Consider the following 22074-nt stretch of genomic DNA (forward strand, 5'->3'; position numbering starts at 1 on the left):
CGTCGATGCCGGCTACATCAGCACTCGTATAGCGGCTCCCTCCGGTAGAGCCCCCCGCACGTGATGTCAAGAGGACTTGCCGGAGAACGACGTGGATAGGCCTCTATGTCGACATATTCATACCTTTGGATCAGAGATCGCCCGCCGGGCGCCCCACCGGCCCGCCACCGACCCCATACCTTGCGCCGCAAGTATCTTGCGTCGCATAACAACGACCCACTACCTTGTACCGCATGACAAAGGAGCCGCCCGCCACCGGCGACCAGCGACGCACTCAGCTCCTGCGCGGCGTGCTCGACCTGTGCCTGCTGTCGCTTATCGCCGAACGCCCCCGGTACGGGTACGAGTTCGTGGAAGCGCTGGCCGGTAACGGGCTCGAGCTCGTCAGCGAAGGCAGCATCTACCCGCTGCTCGCCCGCATGGAACGAGCGGGAATCATCTCCTCCTACCGCGCCCCGTCCGCCAGCGGCGGCGCCCCGCGCAAGTACTACCGCCTGACCGCGGCCGGACAAGCCGAACTCGCCACCGGCCGCGCCGTCTGGCACGCCTTCACCGGGCACGTGACCCGGATCCTGAACGACGACACCGAATCCATCACGGGGGACAGCACGCCATGACGAACGCCGCCATGACGAACGAGCGGATACTCGCCGTCTGCCGCAGCAATTGGGAGTACCGAGGCATCGACGAGGCCTCCGTCCGCGAAATGATGGACGAGCTCTCCGCGCACCTGGAGGACGCGGCCGCCGCCGGCCGGACGCCGCAGGACGTCGTCGGCAACGACGTCAAGGCATTCGCCGCGTCCTGGGCGCGCGCCCGCGCCTCGTTCCCCCGCCGCGCGCTGCGCACGCTGTCGCTCGCCTGCTGCATGATCGGCTGCGTACTGCTGATCTCGTGCCTGGTCCACTGGACGGCTCACCTCCCGGTGACCGCCGACCGCCTGGTCTTCTACGCCGTCCTCACGGCCGTCACGGTCACGTGGGAGATACGACGCGGCACCCTGGGCCTGGCCGGAAGCTGGGGAATCGCCCTCGTCGCCGGTCTGCCCGCCGTACTGCTCACCAACTGGCTGGCCGGCGACGAGGCACTGTTCACGCTCCCCCTCTGGTTCCTCCCGGTGCTCCTGCTCCCCGGTATCCCCTACCTGATCGCCGACGAACGCGCCAAGAAGGCCACCGAGCCCGCCACCGACTGACGGCTCAAAGGGCACCTGTGGCGGCTTCGAGCAGTGGAGTCAGCGCGGTGCCGACGAGGCGCATGACGGCACCGAGGGGCTGGGTGACCAAGAGCAGCATGATGTCTCCTTGCACGGTGGTGAGTTGGTTCCGGCAAGGGCTTCCCCGGGCTTGATCACTCCAGACGTGTCCTCCCCCGTACGGGGTGCGCTGTATCGATACTCCGCCCCTTAGTTCGGCATCACCTCGGGCCTGGGGTCAAAAGACACGTCAGGTGGTGTGCCACTGCTGGTGAGAGCCCAGGTTGCAGTCCCACATGATGACGGAAGCCCCATTCCACCAGTTGGCGTTGCCGATGGTCAGGCACCGGTTGTACACCGGGTTGCGCAGCCGGGCGCCGTCCCAGACCCACTGCTGCGGGGCTCCGCCGTAGCAGTCCCACATGTTGAGAGCGGCGCCGTTCTCGGCATTGCCCGCGACGACGTCGAGACACTTGCCGTTGAGGTCGCTGCGGATCGTCAAGCCGTCCCAGTACCAGCGCTCGTTCGAGCCTCCGTGGCAGTCCCACATGCCGACCAGCGCGCCGATGCCGGCGTTGCCCGCTCTTATCTCCAGGCATCTGTTGTTCATGTTCGAGGCGATCATGAATCCGACCTTGACCCGCGGCTTGGCGGGCTGATCCGAGGCCGCAGACGAGGCTGAGGCCGGGGTCGAGGTCGCGAAGAGGGCGACCAGCCCCAGCCCCGCGGCCGCCAGCAGCGATCCCAACCGTCGTGACGTACTCACAGGTACCTCCAAGGCGGGTGCACGTGCTTTCGTCGTCGTCGACGCTACGAGCCGGAGCCCGCCGCCGGTGAGACGAAATCGCGCCTCCCGCCTCACCGGTTACGCGCTTCAGGTCGCGAAGCAGGCCCCGTGCGCAGCCCGGCACGTGCGCCGCCGCAACGGCGACCACGACGGCCTGGGCAGATCCGCCTCCTTCCGCCCCCACCGGATACCGCGCGGCAACCGCTCCGCCACGAACCGGGCTGCCGCCCGGTCCCTCGCCAGCAGCGCGGCAGGGCTCGGCTTGATCGTTTCCGGCAGTCCTGGGGGCCGGAGAGCCCCGTAATCCTCGAACCGGCGCGTCCCACACCTGTCGCAGCGCCAAACGCCGTCCGCGCCCTGCGACCACCCCGCATGATGCGGGCAGTTACGAACCGCGCTCACCACCCGTGCACCTCCCGCACATGCCGTCGCACCGCGACCGTCGCCTCCACGGCCGCCCACTTCTCCCCACCATCCACAGCCCGCCGCTGAGCAGTCCGCAGCACCACACACTCCGCGCACCCCACGGCCGCCTCCCGCTCCGCACGCGTCGCCAGCCGCAGCCACTTCGGCGGCACCTCCCACTCCCGCCCACCACCCGGGTGCCTCAACTGCACCCGAGGCCCCACGATCCCCATCACCTGGGCCAGCGTCCCGCTACGCGTGTCGATGACGTACGAGCCTTCCCGGTACGTCATCGCCTCCTGCGGGGTGGTGTTGTCGTGCACGTCCGTTCCCTTCGGGCTTCGTTCTTTACAGACTGTGCCCAGATGGTTGCCGTGCGGGGTTAGTCTCCGGAAGGGGGTTCAGCCCTCCAACGCCGCCGTCAAGACCGGGAGTTAGCCACTATGGCCAAAGACGCCAGTGCACAAGGACCGTCCATCGCCCGGAAGGCCTACGGAGAAGAGCTGCGGATCCGTCGCGAGGCCGCGAACCACACCCAGCAGTCGCTCGCCGACGCCGTCGTCTGCTCGCCGTCGATGATCGCCCACATCGAGGCCGGGCGGCGCAAGCCGCGCGTGGAGGACGCCCGGCGGCTGGACAAGGAGCTGGGGACGGACGGTTTCTTCGAACGCTTCCTGCCGACGCTGAGCCCATCGCGATTCGCCGCGCACTTCGCGCCGCTGGTGGAGCTGGAGAAGCAGGCCACCTGCATTCGGGAACACGGGGCCGCCCTCGTCCCCGGTCTCTTGCAGATCGCACCCTACGCTCGCTCGGTCTTCCGCATGGGGCTGCTGAATGTGACAGCAGCAGAGGTTGACAAGCGAGTTGGAGAGCGGCTGGAGCGAGCGCACATTCTCGCCGATCCGGGAGGACCGGCCATGTGGGTACTTCTTGACGAACATGTGCTGCGCAGGGTGGTCGGCGGACGGGCCGTCATGGCCCAGCAACTGCGCCACGTTGCGCAGCTCGCCGAGAGCGGTCGCATCCGGCTGCATGTGCTCCCCTTCAGCATCGGCAGCCATGCGCTCACCTCAAGCCCGTTGTCCCTGTACACGTTCGACGACGCCCCTCCCTTGGCGTACGTTGAGGGTGTCAGGACGGGACAGGTGTACGACGACCCGGCGAGGGTCGCTCAGTGCCGAGCCGCCTACGACCTCGCACTGGGTGATGCGCTCTCCTCCCAGGCGTCACTGGCCCTTATCACTTCAGTCGCGGAGGAATATGAGCATGCACTCTGAGAGGCCCATACCGGAGTGGCGCAAGTCGAGCTACAGCGGTGCGGGGGACGACGACGGCGGCGACAACTGCCTCGAAGCCCTGGCAGCGTGGCACAAGTCCAGCTACAGCGACGTCGGTGACGACCAGGGCGGCGACAACTGCCTCGAGATCAACGACCTCTCCCTCACTCACATCCGCATCCGCGACTCCAAGCACCCCCAAGGCCCCATCCTGACGCTCCCCTCGTCAAGCTGGGCCACCCTGCTCACCGCCCTACGGTAGGTGGCCCTGCGGTAGGTGGCCCCGCGGTGAACCGCTCGACCATCTCGTTCAGCCGGTTCAGCTCCCGCCGTGCCGCCTCCACGTGGCCCAGGTCCAAGGCCATCGTGGCCCGCCCCTGTACGTACCAGAGGTCCTCGCGCTCCTGCGCCGCGAGCCCGGGGAGGCGCGTCAAGGTCGTCGCCCTGAGGCCGAGGGACATCCGGAGCAGGCCCAGGTCGTCGTCCCGTACCTTCACGCTCAGCTGGTCGCGCACCTCGTCCTTGACGTAGTCGCGGACCTGCGAGTCGGCATCGCTCGGGCGCGGTGCGCGCGGGTAGTGGGGGTGGTCGGCCCATTCCGCCGCCTCGGACTCCAGGTCGGCCAGGCAGCGGCGCGCCACGTCGAAGCTGTCGTCCTCGAGCGACTCCCGCACGATCTCCACCGTGTCGGCCAGCGCCTCCCGCGCCTCCGCGTCCGTGCGGTACCGCGGTCGCGACGCCAGGAAGCTCGCCAGCACGTCGACGCGCTTGCTCACCTCGTTGCGCTGCCACGTCTTCTCCATCAGGCGGCAGATCCGTGCCAAGTCGTCACCCTTCCATCCCGTACCCGGCCCGCCGTCCGGCGGCGGCCCCGCACCCTACCCCAGCCATCCGCCCCTGACCTGCGAATTTCCGCCCCACCCTGACGTCACCCCGGGGTGCTGCCCCCACCGCCCCTAGGTGGCTCACCGGATAGCCACACGCACCCCGCCCCAACCACCATTGCTCCCATGGCACTTACCGCACTTACCGCATCTCTCACCAAGCGCAAAGCCCTTCTGCTCACCCTCTCCACCGCCGCCGTGGCCGCCGGCCTCGCCGCCCCGGCACAGGCCGCAGGACCTGCCGCACCCGCCCTCACCTGGAAGCCCTGCCAACCCGGCTCGGCCATCGAGTGCGCCTCCCTCCCCGTCCCCCTCGACTACCGCAAGCCCGGCGGCCCCCACCTCGACCTCGCCGTCTCCCGCCTCCGTACCGACCGGCCCGACGCCCGGCGCGGCACGCTGCTCGTCATAGCCGGCGGGCCCGGCAGCTCCGGCAACGAGAAGCTGGCCAGGAAGGGGGAGGAACTGCGCAAGGAGACGCGCGGCGCCTACGACATCGTCTCCCTCGACCCGCGTGGCGTCGGCGGCAGCACGAAGGCCGACTGCAAGCTCGGCGAGGACGACCTCGAGATCACGCACCTGCGCGCCTGGCCGGAGCCCGACGGTGGCATCGGTGAGAACGTCACCCGGTCGCGCCGCATCGCCGAGGCCTGTGCCCGCAACGGCGGTGAGACCATCCGCTCGTTCTCCACCGCCAACGAGGTCCGCGACATCGACCGCTTCCGTCAGGCGCTCGGCGAGGACAAGCTGTCCGCCTGGGGCTCCTCGTACGGTACGTACGTCGGGGCCGTGTACGCGCAGAAGTACCCCACCCGCACCGACCGTTGGGTTCTCGACAGCAACGGTGACCCCGACCCGCGCCGCGTCGAGCGCGGCTGGCTGGCGAACATGTCGGGCGCGGCCGACGACCGGTTCCCGGACTTCGCCAAGTGGGCCGCCGACCCCGCCCGCGACGCAAAGCACCGCGTCGCGGAGCGGCCCGAGGACGTACGGCCGCTGTTCCTCTCCCTCGCCGCGAAGCTCGACCGCGTCCCCGAGCGCGCTGCCGACGGTACGGACCAGCTGACCGGCAACCGGCTCCGCCAGGCGCTTCAGATGGCGCTGTACAACGACAACGCCTTCCCGCGTCTCGCCGAGCAGATCGTCGCCGCCCGCGCGGCCGGTGACCGGCCCCTCCCCTTCCAGCCCCTGCGCGTCTCGTCGACCGAGGCCGCCGTCCAGTTCGGTGTGCTCTGCAACGACGTGCGCTGGCCGCGCTCGCTCCCCGACTACGCCCGTGACGTGGCCGTCGACCGTGCCCGGCACCCGCTCACGGCCGGCATGCCGGTGAACGTGACGCCCTGCACCTTCTGGCCGTACGACCCCACCGACAAGCCCACCCGCATCACGTCCGAGGGCCCGTCCAACGTCCTCATGGTGCAGAACCTGCGCGACCCCGCCACCCCGCACCGCGGCGCGCTGAAGATGCGCGAGGCGTTCGGCGACCGGGCGCGGATGGTCTCGGTCGACGCCGGGGGCCACGGCGCCTACCTCGGCGGCGGCAACGCGTGCGGCGACGGCGCCGTCACCGAGTTCCTCACCACCGGTCGGCGTCCCGCCCGCGACGTCCTCTGCACCGCAGCCGGAATGGACACGAAGTGATCGCAGTTGTACGCGGTCATGACCGACGCGAACGAAACGAACAACACGAACGACACGTACGATCCTGAACAGCCCGGCACCAACCGGAAGTTCCTCTTCCTCCTCGGCAGCGCCCGCCACGACGGCAACACCGAGACCCTCGCCCGCCAGGCCGCCGCCCAGCTCCCCCCGAACGTGGAGCAGCGGTGGCTGCGGCTGCGCGACGTCCCGCTGCCCGCCTTCGACGACGTCCGGCACACCGGCGACCGTCCTCTCCCCACCGGCAACGAACGGCTGCTCCTCGACGCCACCCTCGAGGCCACCGACCTCGTCATCGCCTCACCGCTCTACTGGTACTCGGTCTCGGCCGACACCAAGCTCTACCTCGACTACTGGGCCGGGTGGCTGCAGCTGCGCGAGGAGCTGCGGTTCAAGGCCGGGATGCGCGGCAAGACCATGTGGGCGGTCACCGCGATCAGCCACGACGACTCGTCGAAGGCCGACCCCCTGCTCGGAACGCTCCGCCTCTCCGCCGAGTTCATGGGCATGCGCTGGGGCGGCGGCTTGATCGGCCACGGCAACCGGCCCGGCGACATACACGCCGACACCACCGCCCTCACCGCCGCCAAGACCTTCTTCGCCGGGTAGCGGTAGCGGCAGCGGTCAGAACAGCTGCTGCTGCCCGTCCATCGGCGGCTCCTCCGGGTCGAACAGCCGCGGCTCCGTCGCCAGCAGCGGCGCCGAGCGGCGCGAGCCGGGGCAGGAGACCAGCTCGTACGAGAACGCGGGGCGGCGGCCCGGCGGGTCGTGGCGGGCGAAGCGGCCGCCGACGACCGCGATCTCTCGGGTGCATACGGGGCAGGCGCGGCGGGGTGAGGACATACCTCCCAGTGTCCCCCACCCCACCGACAGCCCAGCACGCTCCCATCGGAATGCCTGCGCCAGGAGGCTTCCGTCAGAACGCCTCCGTCGGCTCGTACGAGCCCCACACCTCCCGCAGCGCCCCGCACACCTCTCCCACCGTGGCCCGCGCCCGTAGCGCGTCCTTCATCGGATGGAGAACATTCCCCTCCCCCGTCCCCTCCGCCGTCTTCCTCAGCTCGCCCAGCGCCGCCGCCACCGCGCGCCCGTCCCGTTCCTCCCGCAGCCGGGCCAGCCGTTCCCGCTGCCGGACCTCGATGAGCGGGTCCACGCGCAGCGGCTCGTACGGCTCCTCCTCCGCCAGCTGGAAGCGGTTGACGCCCACGACCACGCGTTCGCCGGTCTCCGTCTCCTGCGCGATCCGGTACGCGTTGCGCTCGATCTCGGCCTTCTGGAAGCCCTGCTCGATGGCCGCCACGGCACCACCGCGGTCCTCGACCCGCCGCATCAGGTCGAGGGCCGCCTCCTCGACCGCGTCCGTCAGCGACTCGACCACATAGGAGCCGGCGAACGGGTCGACCGTCGCCGTCACGTCCGTCTCGTAGGCCAGCACCTGCTGTGTGCGCAGTGCCAGGCGGGCGGCCTTGTCCGTCGGCAGGGCGATCGCCTCGTCGAAGGAATTGGTGTGCAGCGACTGCGTGCCGCCCAGTACCGCCGCCAGGCCCTGCACGGCGACGCGCACCAGGTTCACCTCCGGCTGCTGGGCCGTGAGCTGCACGCCCGCCGTCTGCGTGTGGAAGCGCAGCATCAGCGACTTGGGGTTGCGCGCACCGAACTCCTCGCGCATCACCCGTGCCCAGATGCGCCGGGCCGCCCGGAACTTGGCGACCTCCTCCAGCAGCGTGGTGCGCGAGACGAAGAAGAACGACAGCCGCGGCGCGAAGTCGTCGACCTCCATGCCCGCCGCCACGGCCGTGCGGACGTACTCGATGCCGTCCGCCAGCGTGAAGGCGATCTCCTGCGCGGGCGAGGCGCCGGCCTCGGCCATGTGGTAGCCGGAGATGGAGATGGTGTTCCAGCGGGGGACCTCGGCCCGGCAGTACCGGAAGATGTCGGCGGTCAGCCGCAGCGAGGGCTTCGGCGGGAAGATGTATGTGCCGCGGGCGATGTACTCCTTGAGCACGTCGTTCTGGATGGTGCCCGTCAGCCGCTCGCCGGGCACCCCCTGTTCCTCCCCCACCAGCTGGTACAGCAACAGCAGCAGTGCCGCCGGAGCGTTGATGGTCATGGAGGTGGAGACCTCGTCGAGCGGGATGCCGTCGAAGAGGACCCGCATGTCGTCGACGGAGTCGACGGCCACGCCGACCTTGCCGACCTCACCGCTCGCGATCGGCGCGTCAGAGTCGTGGCCCATCTGGGTGGGCAGGTCGAAGGCGACGGACAGGCCGTGCGAGCCGTGCTCGATGAGCTGCCGGTAGCGGGCGTTGGACTCGGCGGCGGTGCCGAAGCCCGCGTACTGGCGCATGGTCCAGGGGCGGCCGGTGTACATCGTGGGGTACACGCCCCGCGTGTACGGATACGCGCCCGGCTCGCCGAGCTTCTCGGCGGGATCCCAGCCGGCGAGGGCTTCGGGGCGGTAGACGGGCTCGATGGGCGGTCCGGATTCGGTCGACCGGGGCTCGGTCATGGGGTGCCTCCCGCGCGCTCCTTGGCGGAACCTCCGCTTCGGACTGTAGCGCCGCGGAGGGGCGAGGAGTGGGGGGCGCGGGCAGAGCCGGGGGAAGAGCCCCGCCCGCGCCGATGCGCAGAGCCGACGGTATGGGGGGAACTCCGGCTCGTGCGCAGCCGATGACCAGTCGGCTCACTCCCTACAGCGCCGGTGTCCCCGAAAACGTCACACCAGTGGCCGACAGGGGGTCCGGGGTGCTCGTGTGCAGGCGGCTGCGGGAGCGCGGGAGGCGTGGAATGTCCCGCTTGTCGCCGTCGGCGCCGCCCAGGGAGTCGTCCTGTTCGTCGCCGTCGAGGGCGCCCAGCAGCCGCTCGCAGTACGTGCGGACGGCCGCCGCGCCCTCGCCGGCGCTGCGCTCGAGGGTGCGCAGCCCCTCCTCGTCGAGGCCCTTGCCGCCGGGCAGCCGCTTTCCGTTCGTCAGGAACTCGCGGCACAGGCGGGCGGCCCAGGTCTGGCCGGTGCTGCCGGTGCTCTCCTCGCCCTTGCCGGTGCCGCTGGTCCTGCCGCCGTCGGTGCCGGTGCCCGGGGTCGCCGAGGAGCGGCCGGGGCCGGTCTCCTTGCCGCCGGGCGCGGAGGGGGCGCCCTTGCCGGGCTTGCCGGAGCCGTGCGGCTGCGGGCTCTCGCCGGGGCGCCTGCCCTCGGTCGCGCCGGGGGCGGGGGTGGCGCCGGAGTACGGGCTGTCGGGGCCGAGCGTCCGGGTGCCCGACCCGTCGGCGGCGACCACGCTCTTGGAAGGGTTCGGTGCCTTGGCGGCGCGGCCGAAGGGGCTGGGCAGGACGCCCGCACCGGCGGCGACCGCGACGCCGCCCACCGCACAGCCGGCCAGGGTGAGCGCCAGCACGGTTCTCATGGGGCGGTTCAGGAACGAGCGGATGGCACCGACGGTCCTGCCGGCAGCCGGCGAAGCCGCCGATGCCGGCGTAGGCGCCGACGATGCGCGCGCTGCGCGGAATGCCGCTACCGCGGCCTCCTCGCCGGGCAGCGGGACATCATCGGAAACGGGCCCGGAAACGGGCGCGGGGACGGCGAGGGAACGGAGCGCCGCCTCGAGCCGTTCGGCCACGATCCCGGCGTCCGCCGCGTCCTTATCGGCGTTGTCGCCGCCCATGTCGTTCTCGCTGCCGTGACCGGCGACGGAACCGCCGCGCAGCAGCCGCTCCACGGCGTCGTCATCCAGCCAGTCGTACCGGTGGTCGTCCGCCATCACATGTCCTTCTGCGTCCGCGCGCGCAATTGCGTCACACCGGCAGAAGCGTTCGATCCGCTCGTGCCGGTACGTGGCTGCCGCTGTCCGGGAGTCGTGTCGCCGCCGACCAGTTCGGCCAGTCGGCGCAGGCCGCGGTGCGCGGCGGTGCGCACCGCGCCGGGGCGCTTGCCCAGCACTCCGGCCGCGCTCTTGGCGTCGAGGCCGACGACCACGCGCAGCACGACGGCCTCCGCCTGGTCCTGCGGGAGCTGGGCGATGAGGGCAAAGGTCTGCCCGGTGCCGAGGGCCTCCAAGGCCTCTCCGGCGGTGTCCGCGTCGGCGGCCCGGCTCGCGAGTTCGCTCTCGTCGCCGCCGATGGCCGGTCGCCTGCCGCGCATGCGTATGTGGTCGAGCGCGCGGTTGCGGGCGATACGGGCCGCCCAGCCGCGGAACCGGTCGGCGTCACCGGTGAACCGCTCGATGTCGCGGGCTATCTGCAGCCACGTCTCCGAGGCCACGTCCTCCGCTTCGGCGTCGCCGACCAGCGTGCGCACGTACCCGAGGAGGCGGGGATGCACGGCCCGGTAGACCATGCGGAATGCCGTCTCGTCCCCACCCTGTGCCGCGCGCACCGCGACGGTCAGCTCAGCGTCGTCCCCCTGCACGCTCTCATCCTGCACCACGCACCGTGCCCATGGTTCAGGAGCCTGCCGGCCCGCTGCCGAAAGGATTCTGCGGGGGCTGCGCGCCCGGCGGACCGTACGGCGCCGACCAGCCCTGAGCCGGGGCACCGCCCGGCATGCCCGGGGCACCCGGCACACCCGGAGCAGCCCCGTACGGCATCCCACCGTAGGGCGCAGCCCCGTACGGCATCCCGCCGTACGGCGTCCCACCACCCATGGGCGGGGCGGCGGCCGGCGGACCGGCCACCGCGCGCTGCTCCTGCATCTGCGTCAGCTGCCGCACGACGAGGATGGCGAGGACTCCGGCGGCCGCACCCAGCAGCATCGCCAGCCCGCTGATGGTGAGGGCGTTCTTCAGCCCGTCCGCCGCGTCCTCCCAGCCGGTGCGGTCGAGCGTGCCGGACCGGAACTTCTGCTTGGCGTCCGCCTTCGTCGTCGCCTCCATGCCCATGCCGACGAAGCTGACGACGGTCGACGCGATCCACAGCGTCCACCACGCGTTGAGCAGCCCCTTGGGCGCGCTCTGCGGTCCGGCCGGGGCACTGGCCCGGTAGATGTCGTTCGCCATCTGCTTGGGGAACCAGAGGCTGACGACCGGCGTGAACCACGAGCCCACCGCCCAGCCGCTGCCGAAACGGTGCGTGCCGGGCGCGAAGACCTCGGCGTTGAGCCGGGTCCGGCGGAACCAGATGACCCACAGCACCGCCGTGACGATGCCGATGAGGGCGCCGACGACGGTCATCGCCAGGTCGAAGTCGTCCGCCGCGTCGGCCTTGTCCATCGTGGCCTGCGAGATGCCCTCGTCGAGCATCGCCTGGATCGCGCTGCGCTGCTGCCCGATCGCCGCGAGCGACAGCAGGGACACCAGGACCGACGCGCCGAGCAGCACGATCACGGCGATCCGGACACCACGCCGCAGGTCGACCCCGCCGACCGGCATCGGCACGGGCATCCCCATCGGTGGGGCCATCGGCATCCCCGTCGGCGCGGCCATCGGTGCCGCCGTCGGCGCCCCGGCGGCCGGGTACGGGTACGCCGGTGCCGCCGGCTGCTGCTGGGCCGGCTGCTGGTACGCGCCGCACGCGGCGCACCGGCCGTCCGGTCCCACAGCGGTGGCGCGGCACTGACCGCACGGATACATCTGTCTGACCCCCAGGGTGACGGCCCGGATCCCGGCCGCAGGGAAAACGTCTACGAGCGGGTGATACTACGCGGCCCCGCCGACACCGCCGCCGGCCTGCGCCTACCCATCGGTATCACTCGTGGGTGAACCGGTCTTCGCCCCGGCGTTTGCCTCGGTGTGACGAATTTTCGATTCCCGGCGCTGTAGGAAGTGCGTGCCTCACCAGGGTTCGCAGCGGACGGGCGGCCGGGGCCTCTCCTGTGGGGGGTGGCGGCCCCGGCCGGCCTCCGTCCGTACCGCATCACGGTCAGCCTCACCGACCGGCTACCGATCGGCCGGCTGCTCCACCGTCTCCACCATCCCCAGCCGCGCGAGCAGTTCGTGGAAGAGGTTCTCGACCAGCGGCTCGGGGTCGGCGGCCAGTACTCCCGCCAGTTCGTCCGCATCCGCCGCGTGTCCGGCCGCCGCCGCCCAGGCGGCGCAGTGGGCGGCCGCCGCCTCGGGGGTGGGGAAGAGTTCGTCCAGGCCGAGTTCGGTGTCGGCCATGTAGCGGGCGAGCGGGGTGCGGCCCAGGCAGGCCGACCAGCCGGCGTCGTCGGCATCATCGCCCGGCCGGTGTGTGCCGCCGATGACCGCGCAGTCGCTCTCCATGACGTAGGCGGCCAGTGCCGGTGCGCCGGTCTCGTCGGCGAGCGCGCGCACCAGCGCGTCCACTCCGGCGGGCTCGGGCGGGCCGGGGTGCGTCCACAGCCGCCAGCCACCGGCGAAGGTGCGGACCGTGCGGACCGTGCGATCCGGTCCCGGACACCCGCGGTCCGAGGCGAGGACCGGACACTCGGCGAGTGCCCGGTCGCCGCCCCGGCCGACTAATAAGTAGCCCCAGAAGCCCATGAGCGCTCTCCCTCTGTCTGTTTCTGACTTTTTCTGTCCGCGAAACAAACGGCTCTGGGTCTTACAGCGCGCCAGGCTTCTCTTGCGTCACACCAGCCACGGTCGGCCGGCGGACCTCGTCACGCGTCGTCGCTCTCCACGTCCTTCACCGTCACCGTCAGATCGTTCGTCACCGTGAAGTACGGACGCAGGCGCACCGCCCCGCGCGTCACCGCCGGGAAGGTGTCGATGCCCTTGCGGTCGGCGAAGTCGCCCGCCAGACGGCCGAGGCGCACCAGCGCGGCACCGGCCGCCGGGCGGACGTACAGGTCCCACAGGTCCTGCTCCTCCTCGGTGCGGACCCGGCGGCTCATCGGCTCGTGCGGCAGGAAGCCGGTGCCGTTCTCGACGGGCGCCCGGACGTCGCCGGTCTCGCCGTCGCCGCCGCGCAGACGGGCGATCAGTTCGGCGCCCTCGGCCAGCGTCGTGTGCCCGGCGGCCGCGAGGGTGACCATCGTCCCGTCCTCGCTCACCCGCACCTCCACCGCCTCGACGTGGTGGGGGCGCAGCCAGGTGCGGACGGCCAGGAAGCCGTCGCTGGTCCCGTAGGGCACCCAGGCGGACACACCCTTGTCCGTCTGCTGGAGGGGCAGGCCGAGCAGGGCCTTCTGCTCGACGAGCACGGCCGCCAGCCGGCGCCGCGACTTGTCGCCGGAGCGTTCGACGTAGGTGTCCCAGCGGCCCTCGGACATGACGTGCGCGCCGCGCTCGATGCGGGCCTCGACCCACTGGCCCGGCTGGGGCCGCTGCGGCGGCAGCGGCACCCGCACCGCCTCCTTGCCCTTGCTGCCCCGGTGGCGCAGCAGGACGTGGGTGTCGGCGGCGGTCAGCTGCTCGGCGCGCAGGCGGACGAGCAGGGAGCCGTCGGCGTCGACCGCGCAGCGGGCGTCCGGGTGGGTGACGTCGCCCTGCGGGGCGGGGGCTGCGGGCCGGCGCTCCTTGCGGCCGACCCCGAGCAGGCCGCGCAGGAGACCGCCCTTCAGCCCGCCCTTCTTCGCCGCTCCGGCGGTTTCGGCGATGATGCCGGGCCGCAGTTCCTCGAACAGCTCCTCGTAGCGCTGGGCGATGGCGGACGGTTCGTACCGGTGTGCGGAGTTACGGGCGGCCGCGCCCAGCCTCGCGCGCAGCTCGGCGTCGCCGGTGAGCCTGAGCAGGGCGTCGGCGTAGGCGTCGACGGCGTCGGAGTCGTCGAGCGGCACCAGCAGGCCGTCCGTGCCGTCGGTCAGGATCTCGCGAGGACCGTAGGGGCAGTCGGTGGCGATGACGGGCAGCCCGGCGTGCATGGCCTCGACGATCGTCATGCCGAAGGACTCGGCGTCGGAGGCGACGGCGGCGACGGCGCCCTTGGACCATTCGGTCTCGATGGGCGAGCGGGCGCCCATGAGCGTGATGCGCTCGTAGAGGCCCAGCTGCTCGATCTGCTTGCGCAGCTTGGGCTTGGCGGGGCCGCGGCCGTAGATGCGCAGGTTCCAGTCGGGGCGTTCGCCGGCGACCTTGGCGAAGGCGGCGATGAGGCGGTCGTAGCGCTTGACGCCGACCAGGCGGCCGGCGGAGACGATCGTCCTCGACGTGCCGTCGGAGGGGGCGGCGGCCGGGGCGGGGACGGCGTTGGGGATGGAGAGGATGCGGGCGTGGGCGCCGGGCAGGGCGTCGCGGTAGTGGCCGGCGTCGGCCTCGGAGACGGTGGCGAAGGCGTCGAGGGCGGCGATCGCCGGGTCCATCACGGCGTGCAGCTCGGGTACGTGGGCCTCGTGGGTGAGGTGTTCCTGGCCCAGGCGCAGGTAGGGGCGGTCGGCGCCGTAGCGGGCGAGGTAGCCGATGAGCTTGGGGCGGGTGGCGATGACGACGTCGGCGTCGGTGACGGCGAGGTGGGCGGCGACGCGGTGGTCGGTCAGGGCCGTGGCGGCCATGCGGCCGTTGTCGATGCGCTCGTCCCGGAAGAGCTCGCTGGGCTGCTGGTTGAGGGGGTCCTCGTGCTCGTCGTGCTCGGTGCCCTCGCGCAGGTCGACGAGGGGGGTCAGGCGCACCCGGGGGTCGATGGCCAGCTCGGGCTCGTCCACGGGCCGGTTGACGCTGATGATCCGTACGTCGTGCCGGTCGGCGAGGGCGGCGGCGAGGTTGACGGTCGAGCGGATGGTGCCGCCGATGCCATACGCGTTGTGCAGCAGGAATTCGATCTTCATCGGGCCCTCGTTCAAGTGCGCGTTCCAGGCGCGGCGCGCGGGCGCGCACACCGCCGTACAGCCGCGAGTGCGCCGCGTTGCGCTCCGCAAGCTTCACATCCGGAGGTTAGGGCATCTCCTGGGACGCGTCCGATGCGTCGGGCCGGGCCCTTCGGCTCAGCGGCGCACGCGACCGGCCAAAGCGGAGAAATCGGCCCATGTCCGCTGCGGTACGGCCGGGTCCCACAGCCGCTGGGCCACGGCGGCCAGCGGCAGCCGGATGCCCGCGGCGACCTGCTCGGCGCTCTGGGCGGCGGGCCGGTCGCACCACACGGCGAGCCGGCCGCCGGGCACCCGGTCGGCGCCGGTGGGCCCGGTGGGGACGGGCTCGGTGCCGCGCAGCACGGCCGGGGACCACTGCCGGTAGATGCGCTCGCCGGTGGGGTAGCGGAACTGGTTGGGCTCGCCGAGTACGTAATAGAGGTACTCGTCGTTGAGGTTGACGACCGTGCGTCCCTCGTTCAGGTACTCCTGGGGAGGACGCGCCCCGAGTTCCTTGCCCGTCCAGTACTCGACTTGGATGGATTTGTCGGGCGCGATGACCCCGCCCCGGAAGAATCCGTCGTTCCAGGCCTTGGGCGTCTTGCCGAAGGAGCGCACGAGCGCCGCCCGCTCGTTGAGCCAGCCCGTCGCCAGGTCCTGCACGCGGCCGCGGGGGCCGTACTTCTGCAGGGCCAGCCGGGCCAGCGCCGGGTAGGAGGCCTCGGGGTTCCTCGCCATCAGCGCCTGGTACTCGTCGGAGCCCAGGTGGAACCAGGGGCCGGGGAAGAGGGGCGCGAACTCGCGGATCAGGTCGTCGACGATGCGGGCGGACTGCGGATTGGCGACGTCGACGGCACCCCGGGCGGCCCTGCCGGAGGCGTCGCGCAGCTGGAGGGCGGGGTGGGCGGCCATGACGGCCCCGAGGTGGCCGGGCGAGTCGATCTCGGGGACGACGGTGATGTGCAGGGCGCGGCCGAGGTCGACGATGCGGCGCAGCTCGGCCTTGGTCAGGTGCTGCGGGGAGACGACCTCGGGGTGCGAGGAGGACTCGATGCGGAAGCCCTGGTCGTCGGAGAAGTGCAGGCCGAGCTGGTTGAGCTTGAGGTCGGCCATCTCGCGCAGCCGGGCCTCGATCCAGCCCGCGCTGAAGTGCTTGCGGGCGATGTCGAGGTTGAGGCCGCGCTGCGGCCGGTCGGGGCCGTCGCGCAGGACCCCCTCGGGCAGGCCGCCCGCGGTGCGCACGGCCTGGACGAGGGTGCGGGTGCCGTAGAAGACGCCCGCGTCGTCCGGCGCGGTCACGGTGGCGCGGCCGCCCTGGACGGCCAGCTCGTAGGACTCGGGGCCGCCGGTCTGGCCCTCGCGCACGGCCAGCTCGACGTCGCCGGCGCGGGCGGGCCCGGCGGCGGTGGTCAGCCGGAGGTCGGCGGCGAGCCTGCGGGCCTCGTCGGCGGCGGGCCCCTGGGGGTCGGCGACGACGCGGGCGCCGGGCGCGGGCCGCCAGCCGGGGCCGGGGCGCTGGTTGTAGGTGCGTACGGAGGGGACGGTGGCGGGCTTGCCGGGCGGGACGGGCGCGCGCGGGGTGGCGGCGGGGGCGCCCGGGGAGACGGAGGAGGGGGCGTCGGACGCCTGGGCGGAGCGGGCGTCGTCGCGTCCGGGGCGGTCGCCGGAGCCGTCGCGGGGACAGCCCATGAGGGTCATGGTCGCCAGGAGGGCGCAGGCGGCCACGGTCCCCCGAATGGCCGAAGCGCGGGAGATCCTTGCGGGGCCTTGCGTCCGTCCCATGGAGCAAACCTCCTCTTTAGCGCCTTCAAGGTGCTTTAAGGGCGAAGATATTGCTTTTCCTCCCCAGTACCCCCATGTCGCAACCGGACACGCCGGTACTTTCCGGACAAGGTTCCCGGCGTGGACCAGGAGGCCTAGGCCGTACGTGCCTGTTTGATCACACCTGCCCACCCCGGGGGACCGAACCGACAAGGCGTCGCTACGATGGCCAGGGCCGGTGGACCGTACCCGGCCGGGCCCGACCGACAGTGCAGTCCTATTGGGTAGAAGACTGGCGGCCAGCCCCAATCCCCGCTCCCGGAGGGTTTTCCGTGCCGGCTGGAACGCTGTACCGCGGCCGGGAAGGCATGTGGTCGTGGGTGGCTCACCGAGTCACCGGCGTCCTCATTTTCTTCTTCCTGTTCGTGCACGTCCTCGACACCGCTCTCGTCCGCGTCTCGCCCGAGGCGTACGACGACGTCGTCGCGACGTACAAGACGCCCATCGTCAACGTGATGGAGTACGGCCTCGTGGCCGCCATCCTCTTCCACGCGCTCAACGGCCTGCGGGTCATCGCCGTGGACTTCTGGTCCAAGGGACCGCGCTACCAGAAGCAGATGCTCTGGTCCGTGGTCGGTGTCTGGGCCGTACTGATGGCAGGCGCCTTCTACCCCGTGCTCCAGCACACGCTGCGCACGCTGTTCGGGAGCTGAGACGCGAGATGTCCGCTGAAACCACCCCCGCCGTGAGCGACGCCGGCGACGTGTCGCTGTACGACGTCGACAACCCGGCTCCGGTCATCGAGGCGCCGCGCAAGCGCACCAAGAAGACCCCGAAGTCGACCCGCACGAACTTCGAGCTGTACGGCTGGCTGTTCATGCGCCTGTCCGGCATCGTGCTCGTCGTCCTGGTGCTCGGCCACCTGCTGATCCAGCTCGTCCTCGACGGCGGCGTCAGCAAGATCGGCTTCGCCTTCGTGGCCGGCCGCTGGGCCTCGCCGTTCTGGCAGGCCTGGGACCTGATCATGCTCTGGCTCGCCATGCTGCACGGCGCGAACGGCCTGCGTACGGTCATCAACGACTACGCGGAACGGGACAACACCCGCTTCTGGCTGAAGATGCTGCTGTACACCGCCACGGTGTTCACCGTCCTGCTGGGCACGCTGGTGATCTTCACCTTCGACCCGAACATCCGCTAGGCCACGGGCTGAGGGACTGAGGTAACCCACTCATGAAGATTCACAAGTACGACACGGTCATCGTCGGCGCCGGCGGTGCCGGCATGCGCGCGGCCATCGAGTCGACCAAGCGCAGCCGCACCGCGGTGCTCACCAAGCTCTACCCCACCCGCTCCCACACCGGCGCCGCCCAGGGCGGCATGGCCGCCGCCCTCGCGAACGTCGAGGAGGACAACTGGGAGTGGCACACCTTCGACACGATCAAGGGCGGCGACTACCTGGTCGACCAGGACGCCGCCGAGATCCTGGCGAAGGAGGCCATCGACGCGGTCCTCGACCTCGAGAAGATGGGCCTGCCGTTCAACCGCACCCCGGACGGCACCATCGACCAGCGCCGCTTCGGCGGTCACAGCCGTAACCACGGCGAGGCCCCGGTCCGCCGGTCCTGCTACGCCGCGGACCGCACCGGCCACATGATCCTCCAGACGCTGTACCAGAACTGCGTCAAGGAGGGCGTGGAGTTCTTCAACGAGTTCTACGTCCTCGACCAGCTGATCACCGAGGTCGACGGCGTCAAGAAGTCGGCCGGTGTGGTCGCCTACGAGCTGGCCACCGGCGAGATCCACGTCTTCCAGGCCAAGTCGGTCATCTACGCCTCCGGCGGCACCGGCAAGTTCTTCAAGGTGACGTCCAACGCCCACACCCTGACCGGTGACGGCCAGGCCGCCTGCTACCGCCGCGGCCTGCCCCTGGAGGACATGGAGTTCTTCCAGTTCCACCCGACGGGCATCTGGCGCATGGGCATCCTGCTGACGGAGGGCGCCCGCGGTGAGGGCGGCATCCTCCGCAACAAGGACGGCGAGCGCTTCATGGAGAAGTACGCGCCGGTCATGAAGGACCTCGCGTCCCGTGACGTCGTCTCGCGCTCCATCTACACGGAGATCCGCGAGGGCCGCGGCTGCGGTCCCGAGGGCGACCACGTCTACCTCGACCTCACCCACCTGCCGCCGGAGCAGCTGGACGCCAAGCTCCCGGACATCACCGAGTTCGCGCGGACGTACCTGGGCATCGAGCCCTACACGGACCCGATCCCGATCCAGCCCACCGCGCACTACGCCATGGGCGGCATCCCGACCAACGTCGAGGGCGAGGTGCTGGCCGACAACGACACCGTCGTCCCCGGCCTGTACGCCGCCGGCGAGGTCGCCTGCGTCTCGGTGCACGGCGCCAACCGCCTGGGCACCAACTCGCTGCTCGACATCAACGTCTTCGGCCGCCGCGCCGGCATCGCCGCCGCGGAGTACGCGCAGAAGGCCGACTTCGTCGAGCTGCCGGAGGACCCGGCGCAGCTCGTCGTCGACCAGGTCGAGAACCTGCGCGCCTCCACGGGCAAGGAGCGGGTCGCCCAGCTGCGCAAGGAGCTGCAGGAGACCATGGACGCCAACGTCATGGTCTTCCGCACCGAGCAGACCATCAAGACGGCCGTCGAGAAGATCGCCGAGCTGCGCGAGCGCTACAAGAACGTGTCCGTCCAGGACAAGGGCAAGCGCTTCAACACGGACCTTCTGGAGGCCATCGAGCTGGGCAACCTGCTCGACCTGGCCGAGGTGATGGCCGTGTCCGCGCTCGCGCGCAAGGAGTCCCGCGGTGGTCACTACCGCGAGGACTACCCCAACCGCGACGACGTCAACTTCATGCGCCACACCATGGCGTACCGCGAGGTCGACGAGGACGGCAAGGACTCGATCCGCCTCGACTACAAGCCGGTCGTCCAGACCCGCTACCAGCCGATGGAGCGTAAGTACTGATGGCTACCCCGACTCTCGAGAAGGCCGACGCCGGGGCCTCGGCCTCGGAGGTCTCGCCGTACATCACGGTCACCTTCCGCATCCGCCGGTTCAACCCGGAGGTCTCCGCCGAGGCCACCTGGCAGGACTTCGAGGTCGAGATCGACCCGAAGGAGCGCGTCCTCGACGGTCTCCACAAGATCAAGTGGGACCTGGACGGGTCGCTGACCTTCCGTCGCTCCTGCGCGCACGGCATCTGCGGCTCCGACGCGATGCGCATCAACGGCAAGAACCGCCTCGCGTGCAAGACGCTGATCAAGGACATCAACCCCGCCAAGCCGATCACGGTCGAGCCCATCAAGGGCCTGACGGTCCTGAAGGACCTCGTGGTCGACATGGAGCCGTTCTTCCAGGCGTACCGCGACGTCATGCCCTTCCTGATCACCAAGGGCAACGAGCCGACGCGCGAGCGCCTGCAGTCCGCCGAGGACCGCGAGCGCTTCGACGACACCACCAAGTGCATCCTGTGCGCCGCGTGCACGTCCTCGTGCCCGGTGTTCTGGAACGACGGCCAGTACTTCGGCCCGGCGGCGATCGTCAACGCGCACCGCTTCATCTTCGACTCGCGTGACGAGGCGGGCGAGCAGCGCCTGGAGATCCTGAACGACAAGGACGGCGTGTGGCGCTGCCGCACGACCTTCAACTGCACGGACGCCTGCCCGCGTGGCATCGAGGTCACCAAGGCGATCCAGGAGGTCAAGCGAGCGCTGATCACCCGGCGCTTCTGACCCTTCGGATCGTTCGGCCTTCGGGTCGTTCGGCCGTTCGGCATTCACGGCGAGGGCCCGCTTCCCACCTTCGGGTGGGAAGCGGGCCCTCGCCGTGTTCTACCGGGTACCGGGTACCGGGTACCGGTGGGACTTGACCTTGACATTGATGTCATGCGGCAACCTCGTGCCCATGACGCAGACGCAGATTCCCGCACTGTCCACCACGGTCACCGGCTCCGGCCCCGGCCTGCTCCTCGCGCACGGCGCGGGCGGCAGCATCGAGGGCAACTACGCGCCGATCCTTCCGGCCCTGGCCGCCCGCCACACCGTCGTCGCCCCCGACTACCCCGGCTCGGGCGGCACCCCGCGCGTGACGGGCGAGCTCACCGCGGACGCCCTCGCCGACGCGATCGTCGCGGAGGCGGACCGGGCCGGGCTCGAGACGTTCACGCTGATCGGGTACTCGCTGGGGACGCTGGTCTCGGTACGGGCCGCCGCCCGCCACCCCGAGCGGGTGCGGGGGCTGGTGCTCACGGCCGGACTGGCCCGTCCGGACAACCGGACCCTGGCCTCGCTCGACCTCTGGCAGAAGCTGCTGGCCGACGGCGACCTGCAGGCCTTCGCCCGCTTCGTCGCGCTGTCCGGCTTCAGCGAGACGTTCTACAACGCCGTGCCGCGCGAGCAGGTCGGCGCGTTCCTCGACCTGCTCGCCGCGGGCGTCCCGGCCGGCGCGTCCGAGCAGGCGGGCGCCGTCCGCACCGCCGACACCACCGGCGACCTCGCGGGCATCTCCGTCCCCACCCTGGTCATCGCCCCGCTCCAGGACACCCTCGTCTCCCCCGCCAACTCCCGTTACCTGGCGGACCACATCGCCGGCGCCGAGTACGCCGAGATCGACACGGGCCATGTACCGATGGCCGAGCGGCCGGAGGAGTGGGAGAAGCTGATCACGGACTTCCTGGGGCGGCACGGATTGTGAGGCGGTGTCAGGTGGTGCAGCGGTCGAGCGGCGCGCGGTCAGGGGCAGCGCGCCGCTCGGCAGCGGTCAGCTTCGGGAGTCGAAGCCCGGCTTCCCGTTCGCGAACCGCTTGAACGCGGCCTTGGTTCCCGATCCGGCATCACCGTCGATCTCGCCGGTGTAACCCCAGTGGGTCTTCAGCAGCCGCTGCAGCGCCTTCACCGTTCCGCTTCCGACTATTCCGTCGATTTCGCCGGTGTAACCCCAGTGCTTCTTGAGGCCGCGCTGAAACGCCTTCCAGCTCTCGGTGCCCAGTTTCCCGTCACGCTCGCCGGTGTACCCGTGGTGCTTCCTCAGCCAGTCCTGCACCTTCCTGGCTTCATCGGCATTCAGCCCGAGGTTGACCACCGCGAACGGGACGGCGGCCTCGGCGCTCACCGCCGGCTTCGCGGCCGGCTCCGCCGCGAAGGCGGCGCCCGCACCGGCCAGGGTTCCGGCGGCGATTCCGACGACGGTGGTGACACTGACGAGAGTCCTCGTCACAACATTCGGTCGCATTTCGTTCCTCTTCGGGGTCGTGGGCGGCACTCGACGCGACTCGCACGCGATCGTTCGTCCGTCGCGTCGATGTCACGAACAGAAGCTATCCGTGGGCCGTCCGGCCGTCGTCAACCGCTGAGTTGACCCTCGCGAAGCCGACAACCGGCATCCGTCTCCATCAGCCGTGGTAGCGGCAG

Annotated in this window: 24 protein-coding genes; 11 read left to right on the forward strand and 13 right to left on the reverse strand. The window is 71.0% G+C overall.

Features of this window, described 5'->3' with window-relative positions; genetic code table 11:
• Positions 1-233 precede the first annotated feature (233 nt).
• The gene (locus tag ACIG36_RS24085) at positions 234-617 is read left to right on the forward strand and encodes a PadR family transcriptional regulator (protein WP_399931395.1); all 384 of its coding nucleotides are present in this window, start codon (positions 234-236) and stop codon (positions 615-617) included.
• Positions 614-1195, forward strand: a complete 582-nt coding sequence (locus ACIG36_RS24090; RefSeq protein WP_399931398.1) for a hypothetical protein — start codon at positions 614-616, stop codon at positions 1193-1195. The genes ACIG36_RS24085 and ACIG36_RS24090 overlap by 4 nt, the downstream gene beginning before the upstream one ends.
• 250 nt (positions 1196-1445) lie before the next feature.
• Here the strand turns inward: ACIG36_RS24090 and ACIG36_RS24095 are convergent, their stop codons facing one another.
• From ACIG36_RS24095 to ACIG36_RS24105, 3 genes are all read right to left on the reverse strand, one after another.
• Positions 1446-1961 carry an RICIN domain-containing protein gene (locus ACIG36_RS24095; RefSeq protein ID WP_399931401.1) on the reverse strand — a complete coding sequence of 172 codons (516 nt, stop codon included), beginning with the start codon at positions 1959-1961 and terminating at the stop codon, positions 1446-1448.
• Between the two features lie 108 nt (positions 1962-2069).
• On the reverse strand, positions 2070-2495 hold the full coding sequence (locus ACIG36_RS24100) for a DUF6255 family natural product biosynthesis protein (RefSeq protein ID WP_399931404.1): 426 nt from the start codon (positions 2493-2495) through the stop codon (positions 2070-2072).
• Entirely contained in the window at positions 2381-2710 is a 330-nt protein-coding gene (locus tag ACIG36_RS24105; RefSeq protein ID WP_399932345.1) for a hypothetical protein, read from the reverse strand. Before ACIG36_RS24105 ends, ACIG36_RS24100 begins: the two co-directional genes overlap by 115 nt.
• Before the next feature lie 120 nt (positions 2711-2830).
• Here ACIG36_RS24105 and ACIG36_RS24110 point away from each other — a divergent pair, with 120 nt between their 5' ends.
• Positions 2831-3664: a helix-turn-helix domain-containing protein gene (locus tag ACIG36_RS24110; protein ID WP_399931407.1), complete on the forward strand. Its 834-nt coding sequence runs from the start codon at positions 2831-2833 to the stop codon at positions 3662-3664.
• A complete protein-coding gene (locus tag ACIG36_RS24115) occupies positions 3654-3926 on the forward strand; it encodes a DUF397 domain-containing protein (RefSeq protein WP_399931410.1) in 273 nt (90 codons plus the stop codon). The genes ACIG36_RS24110 and ACIG36_RS24115 overlap by 11 nt, the downstream gene beginning before the upstream one ends.
• Here the strand turns inward: ACIG36_RS24115 and ACIG36_RS24120 are convergent.
• Positions 3910-4488 carry a hypothetical protein gene (locus ACIG36_RS24120; protein WP_399931413.1) on the reverse strand — a complete coding sequence of 193 codons (579 nt, stop codon included), beginning with the start codon at positions 4486-4488 and terminating at the stop codon, positions 3910-3912. The genes ACIG36_RS24115 and ACIG36_RS24120 overlap by 17 nt on opposite strands.
• A 186-nt stretch (positions 4489-4674) precedes the next feature.
• On the opposite strand from ACIG36_RS24120, the gene ACIG36_RS24125 reads away from it, so the two are divergent.
• Complete coding sequence (locus ACIG36_RS24125) at positions 4675-6189, forward strand: alpha/beta hydrolase (protein ID WP_399931415.1); 1515 nt, start codon at positions 4675-4677, stop codon at positions 6187-6189.
• 18 nt (positions 6190-6207) lie between these two features.
• Entirely contained in the window at positions 6208-6816 is a 609-nt protein-coding gene (locus ACIG36_RS24130) for a flavodoxin family protein (protein WP_399931418.1), read from the forward strand.
• Between the two features lie 15 nt (positions 6817-6831).
• On the opposite strand, the gene ACIG36_RS24135 is transcribed toward ACIG36_RS24130, so the two are convergent.
• From ACIG36_RS24135 to ACIG36_RS24170, 8 genes are all read right to left on the reverse strand, one after another.
• Positions 6832-7050, reverse strand: coding sequence for a hypothetical protein (locus ACIG36_RS24135; RefSeq protein ID WP_399931421.1), 219 nt, complete (start codon positions 7048-7050; stop codon positions 6832-6834).
• A gap of 73 nt (positions 7051-7123) precedes the next feature.
• Positions 7124-8716 carry a methylmalonyl-CoA mutase gene (locus tag ACIG36_RS24140; protein ID WP_399931424.1) on the reverse strand — a complete coding sequence of 531 codons (1593 nt, stop codon included), beginning with the start codon at positions 8714-8716 and terminating at the stop codon, positions 7124-7126.
• A 181-nt stretch (positions 8717-8897) separates the two neighbouring features.
• Positions 8898-9962, reverse strand: a complete 1065-nt coding sequence (locus ACIG36_RS24145) for a hypothetical protein (RefSeq protein ID WP_399931427.1) — start codon at positions 9960-9962, stop codon at positions 8898-8900.
• Positions 9962-10609, reverse strand: coding sequence for an RNA polymerase sigma factor (locus ACIG36_RS24150; RefSeq protein WP_399931431.1), 648 nt, complete (start codon positions 10607-10609; stop codon positions 9962-9964). Before ACIG36_RS24150 ends, ACIG36_RS24145 begins: the two co-directional genes overlap by 1 nt.
• Positions 10610-10643: 34 nt before the next feature.
• Complete coding sequence (locus ACIG36_RS24155) at positions 10644-11768, reverse strand: DUF4328 domain-containing protein (RefSeq protein ID WP_399931434.1); 1125 nt, start codon at positions 11766-11768, stop codon at positions 10644-10646.
• Positions 11769-12074: 306 nt separating this feature from the next.
• On the reverse strand, positions 12075-12641 hold the full coding sequence (locus ACIG36_RS24160; protein ID WP_399931437.1) for a hypothetical protein: 567 nt from the start codon (positions 12639-12641) through the stop codon (positions 12075-12077).
• 119 nt (positions 12642-12760) lie between these two features.
• Positions 12761-14863 carry a glycosyltransferase gene (locus tag ACIG36_RS24165; RefSeq protein ID WP_399931440.1) on the reverse strand — a complete coding sequence of 701 codons (2103 nt, stop codon included), beginning with the start codon at positions 14861-14863 and terminating at the stop codon, positions 12761-12763.
• Between the two features lie 156 nt (positions 14864-15019).
• Positions 15020-16666 (reverse strand): glycoside hydrolase family 20 protein, encoded by a 1647-nt coding sequence (locus ACIG36_RS24170; RefSeq protein WP_399931443.1) that lies wholly within the window; start codon positions 16664-16666, stop codon positions 15020-15022.
• A 311-nt stretch (positions 16667-16977) separates the two neighbouring features.
• Between ACIG36_RS24170 and sdhC the strand changes: the two genes are divergently transcribed.
• The 5 genes from sdhC to ACIG36_RS24195 all read left to right on the forward strand — a co-directional run bounded on the left by sdhC (position 16978) and on the right by ACIG36_RS24195 (position 21358).
• Positions 16978-17358, forward strand: coding sequence for a succinate dehydrogenase, cytochrome b556 subunit (gene sdhC, locus ACIG36_RS24175; RefSeq protein ID WP_399931446.1), 381 nt, complete (start codon positions 16978-16980; stop codon positions 17356-17358).
• Positions 17359-17366: 8 nt separating this feature from the next.
• Complete coding sequence (locus ACIG36_RS24180; RefSeq protein WP_399931448.1) at positions 17367-17843, forward strand: succinate dehydrogenase hydrophobic membrane anchor subunit; 477 nt, start codon at positions 17367-17369, stop codon at positions 17841-17843.
• Positions 17844-17875: 32 nt separating this feature from the next.
• Positions 17876-19630, forward strand: coding sequence for a succinate dehydrogenase flavoprotein subunit (sdhA, locus tag ACIG36_RS24185; protein WP_399931451.1), 1755 nt, complete (start codon positions 17876-17878; stop codon positions 19628-19630).
• Entirely contained in the window at positions 19630-20397 is a 768-nt protein-coding gene (locus ACIG36_RS24190) for a succinate dehydrogenase iron-sulfur subunit (protein ID WP_399931454.1), read from the forward strand. The genes sdhA and ACIG36_RS24190 overlap by 1 nt, the downstream gene beginning before the upstream one ends.
• 172 nt (positions 20398-20569) lie before the next feature.
• Entirely contained in the window at positions 20570-21358 is a 789-nt protein-coding gene (locus ACIG36_RS24195; protein WP_399931457.1) for an alpha/beta fold hydrolase, read from the forward strand.
• Between the two features lie 66 nt (positions 21359-21424).
• Here ACIG36_RS24195 and ACIG36_RS24200 read toward each other — a convergent pair whose 3' ends face one another.
• Positions 21425-21895, reverse strand: coding sequence for a peptidoglycan-binding protein (locus tag ACIG36_RS24200; RefSeq protein WP_399932292.1), 471 nt, complete (start codon positions 21893-21895; stop codon positions 21425-21427).
• Positions 21896-22074: the final 179 nt, after the last annotated feature.

Origin of the sequence: Streptomyces sp. NPDC053048, from assembly GCF_044547045.1 — a bacterium.
Lineage (GTDB): Bacteria > Actinomycetota > Actinomycetes > Streptomycetales > Streptomycetaceae > Streptomyces.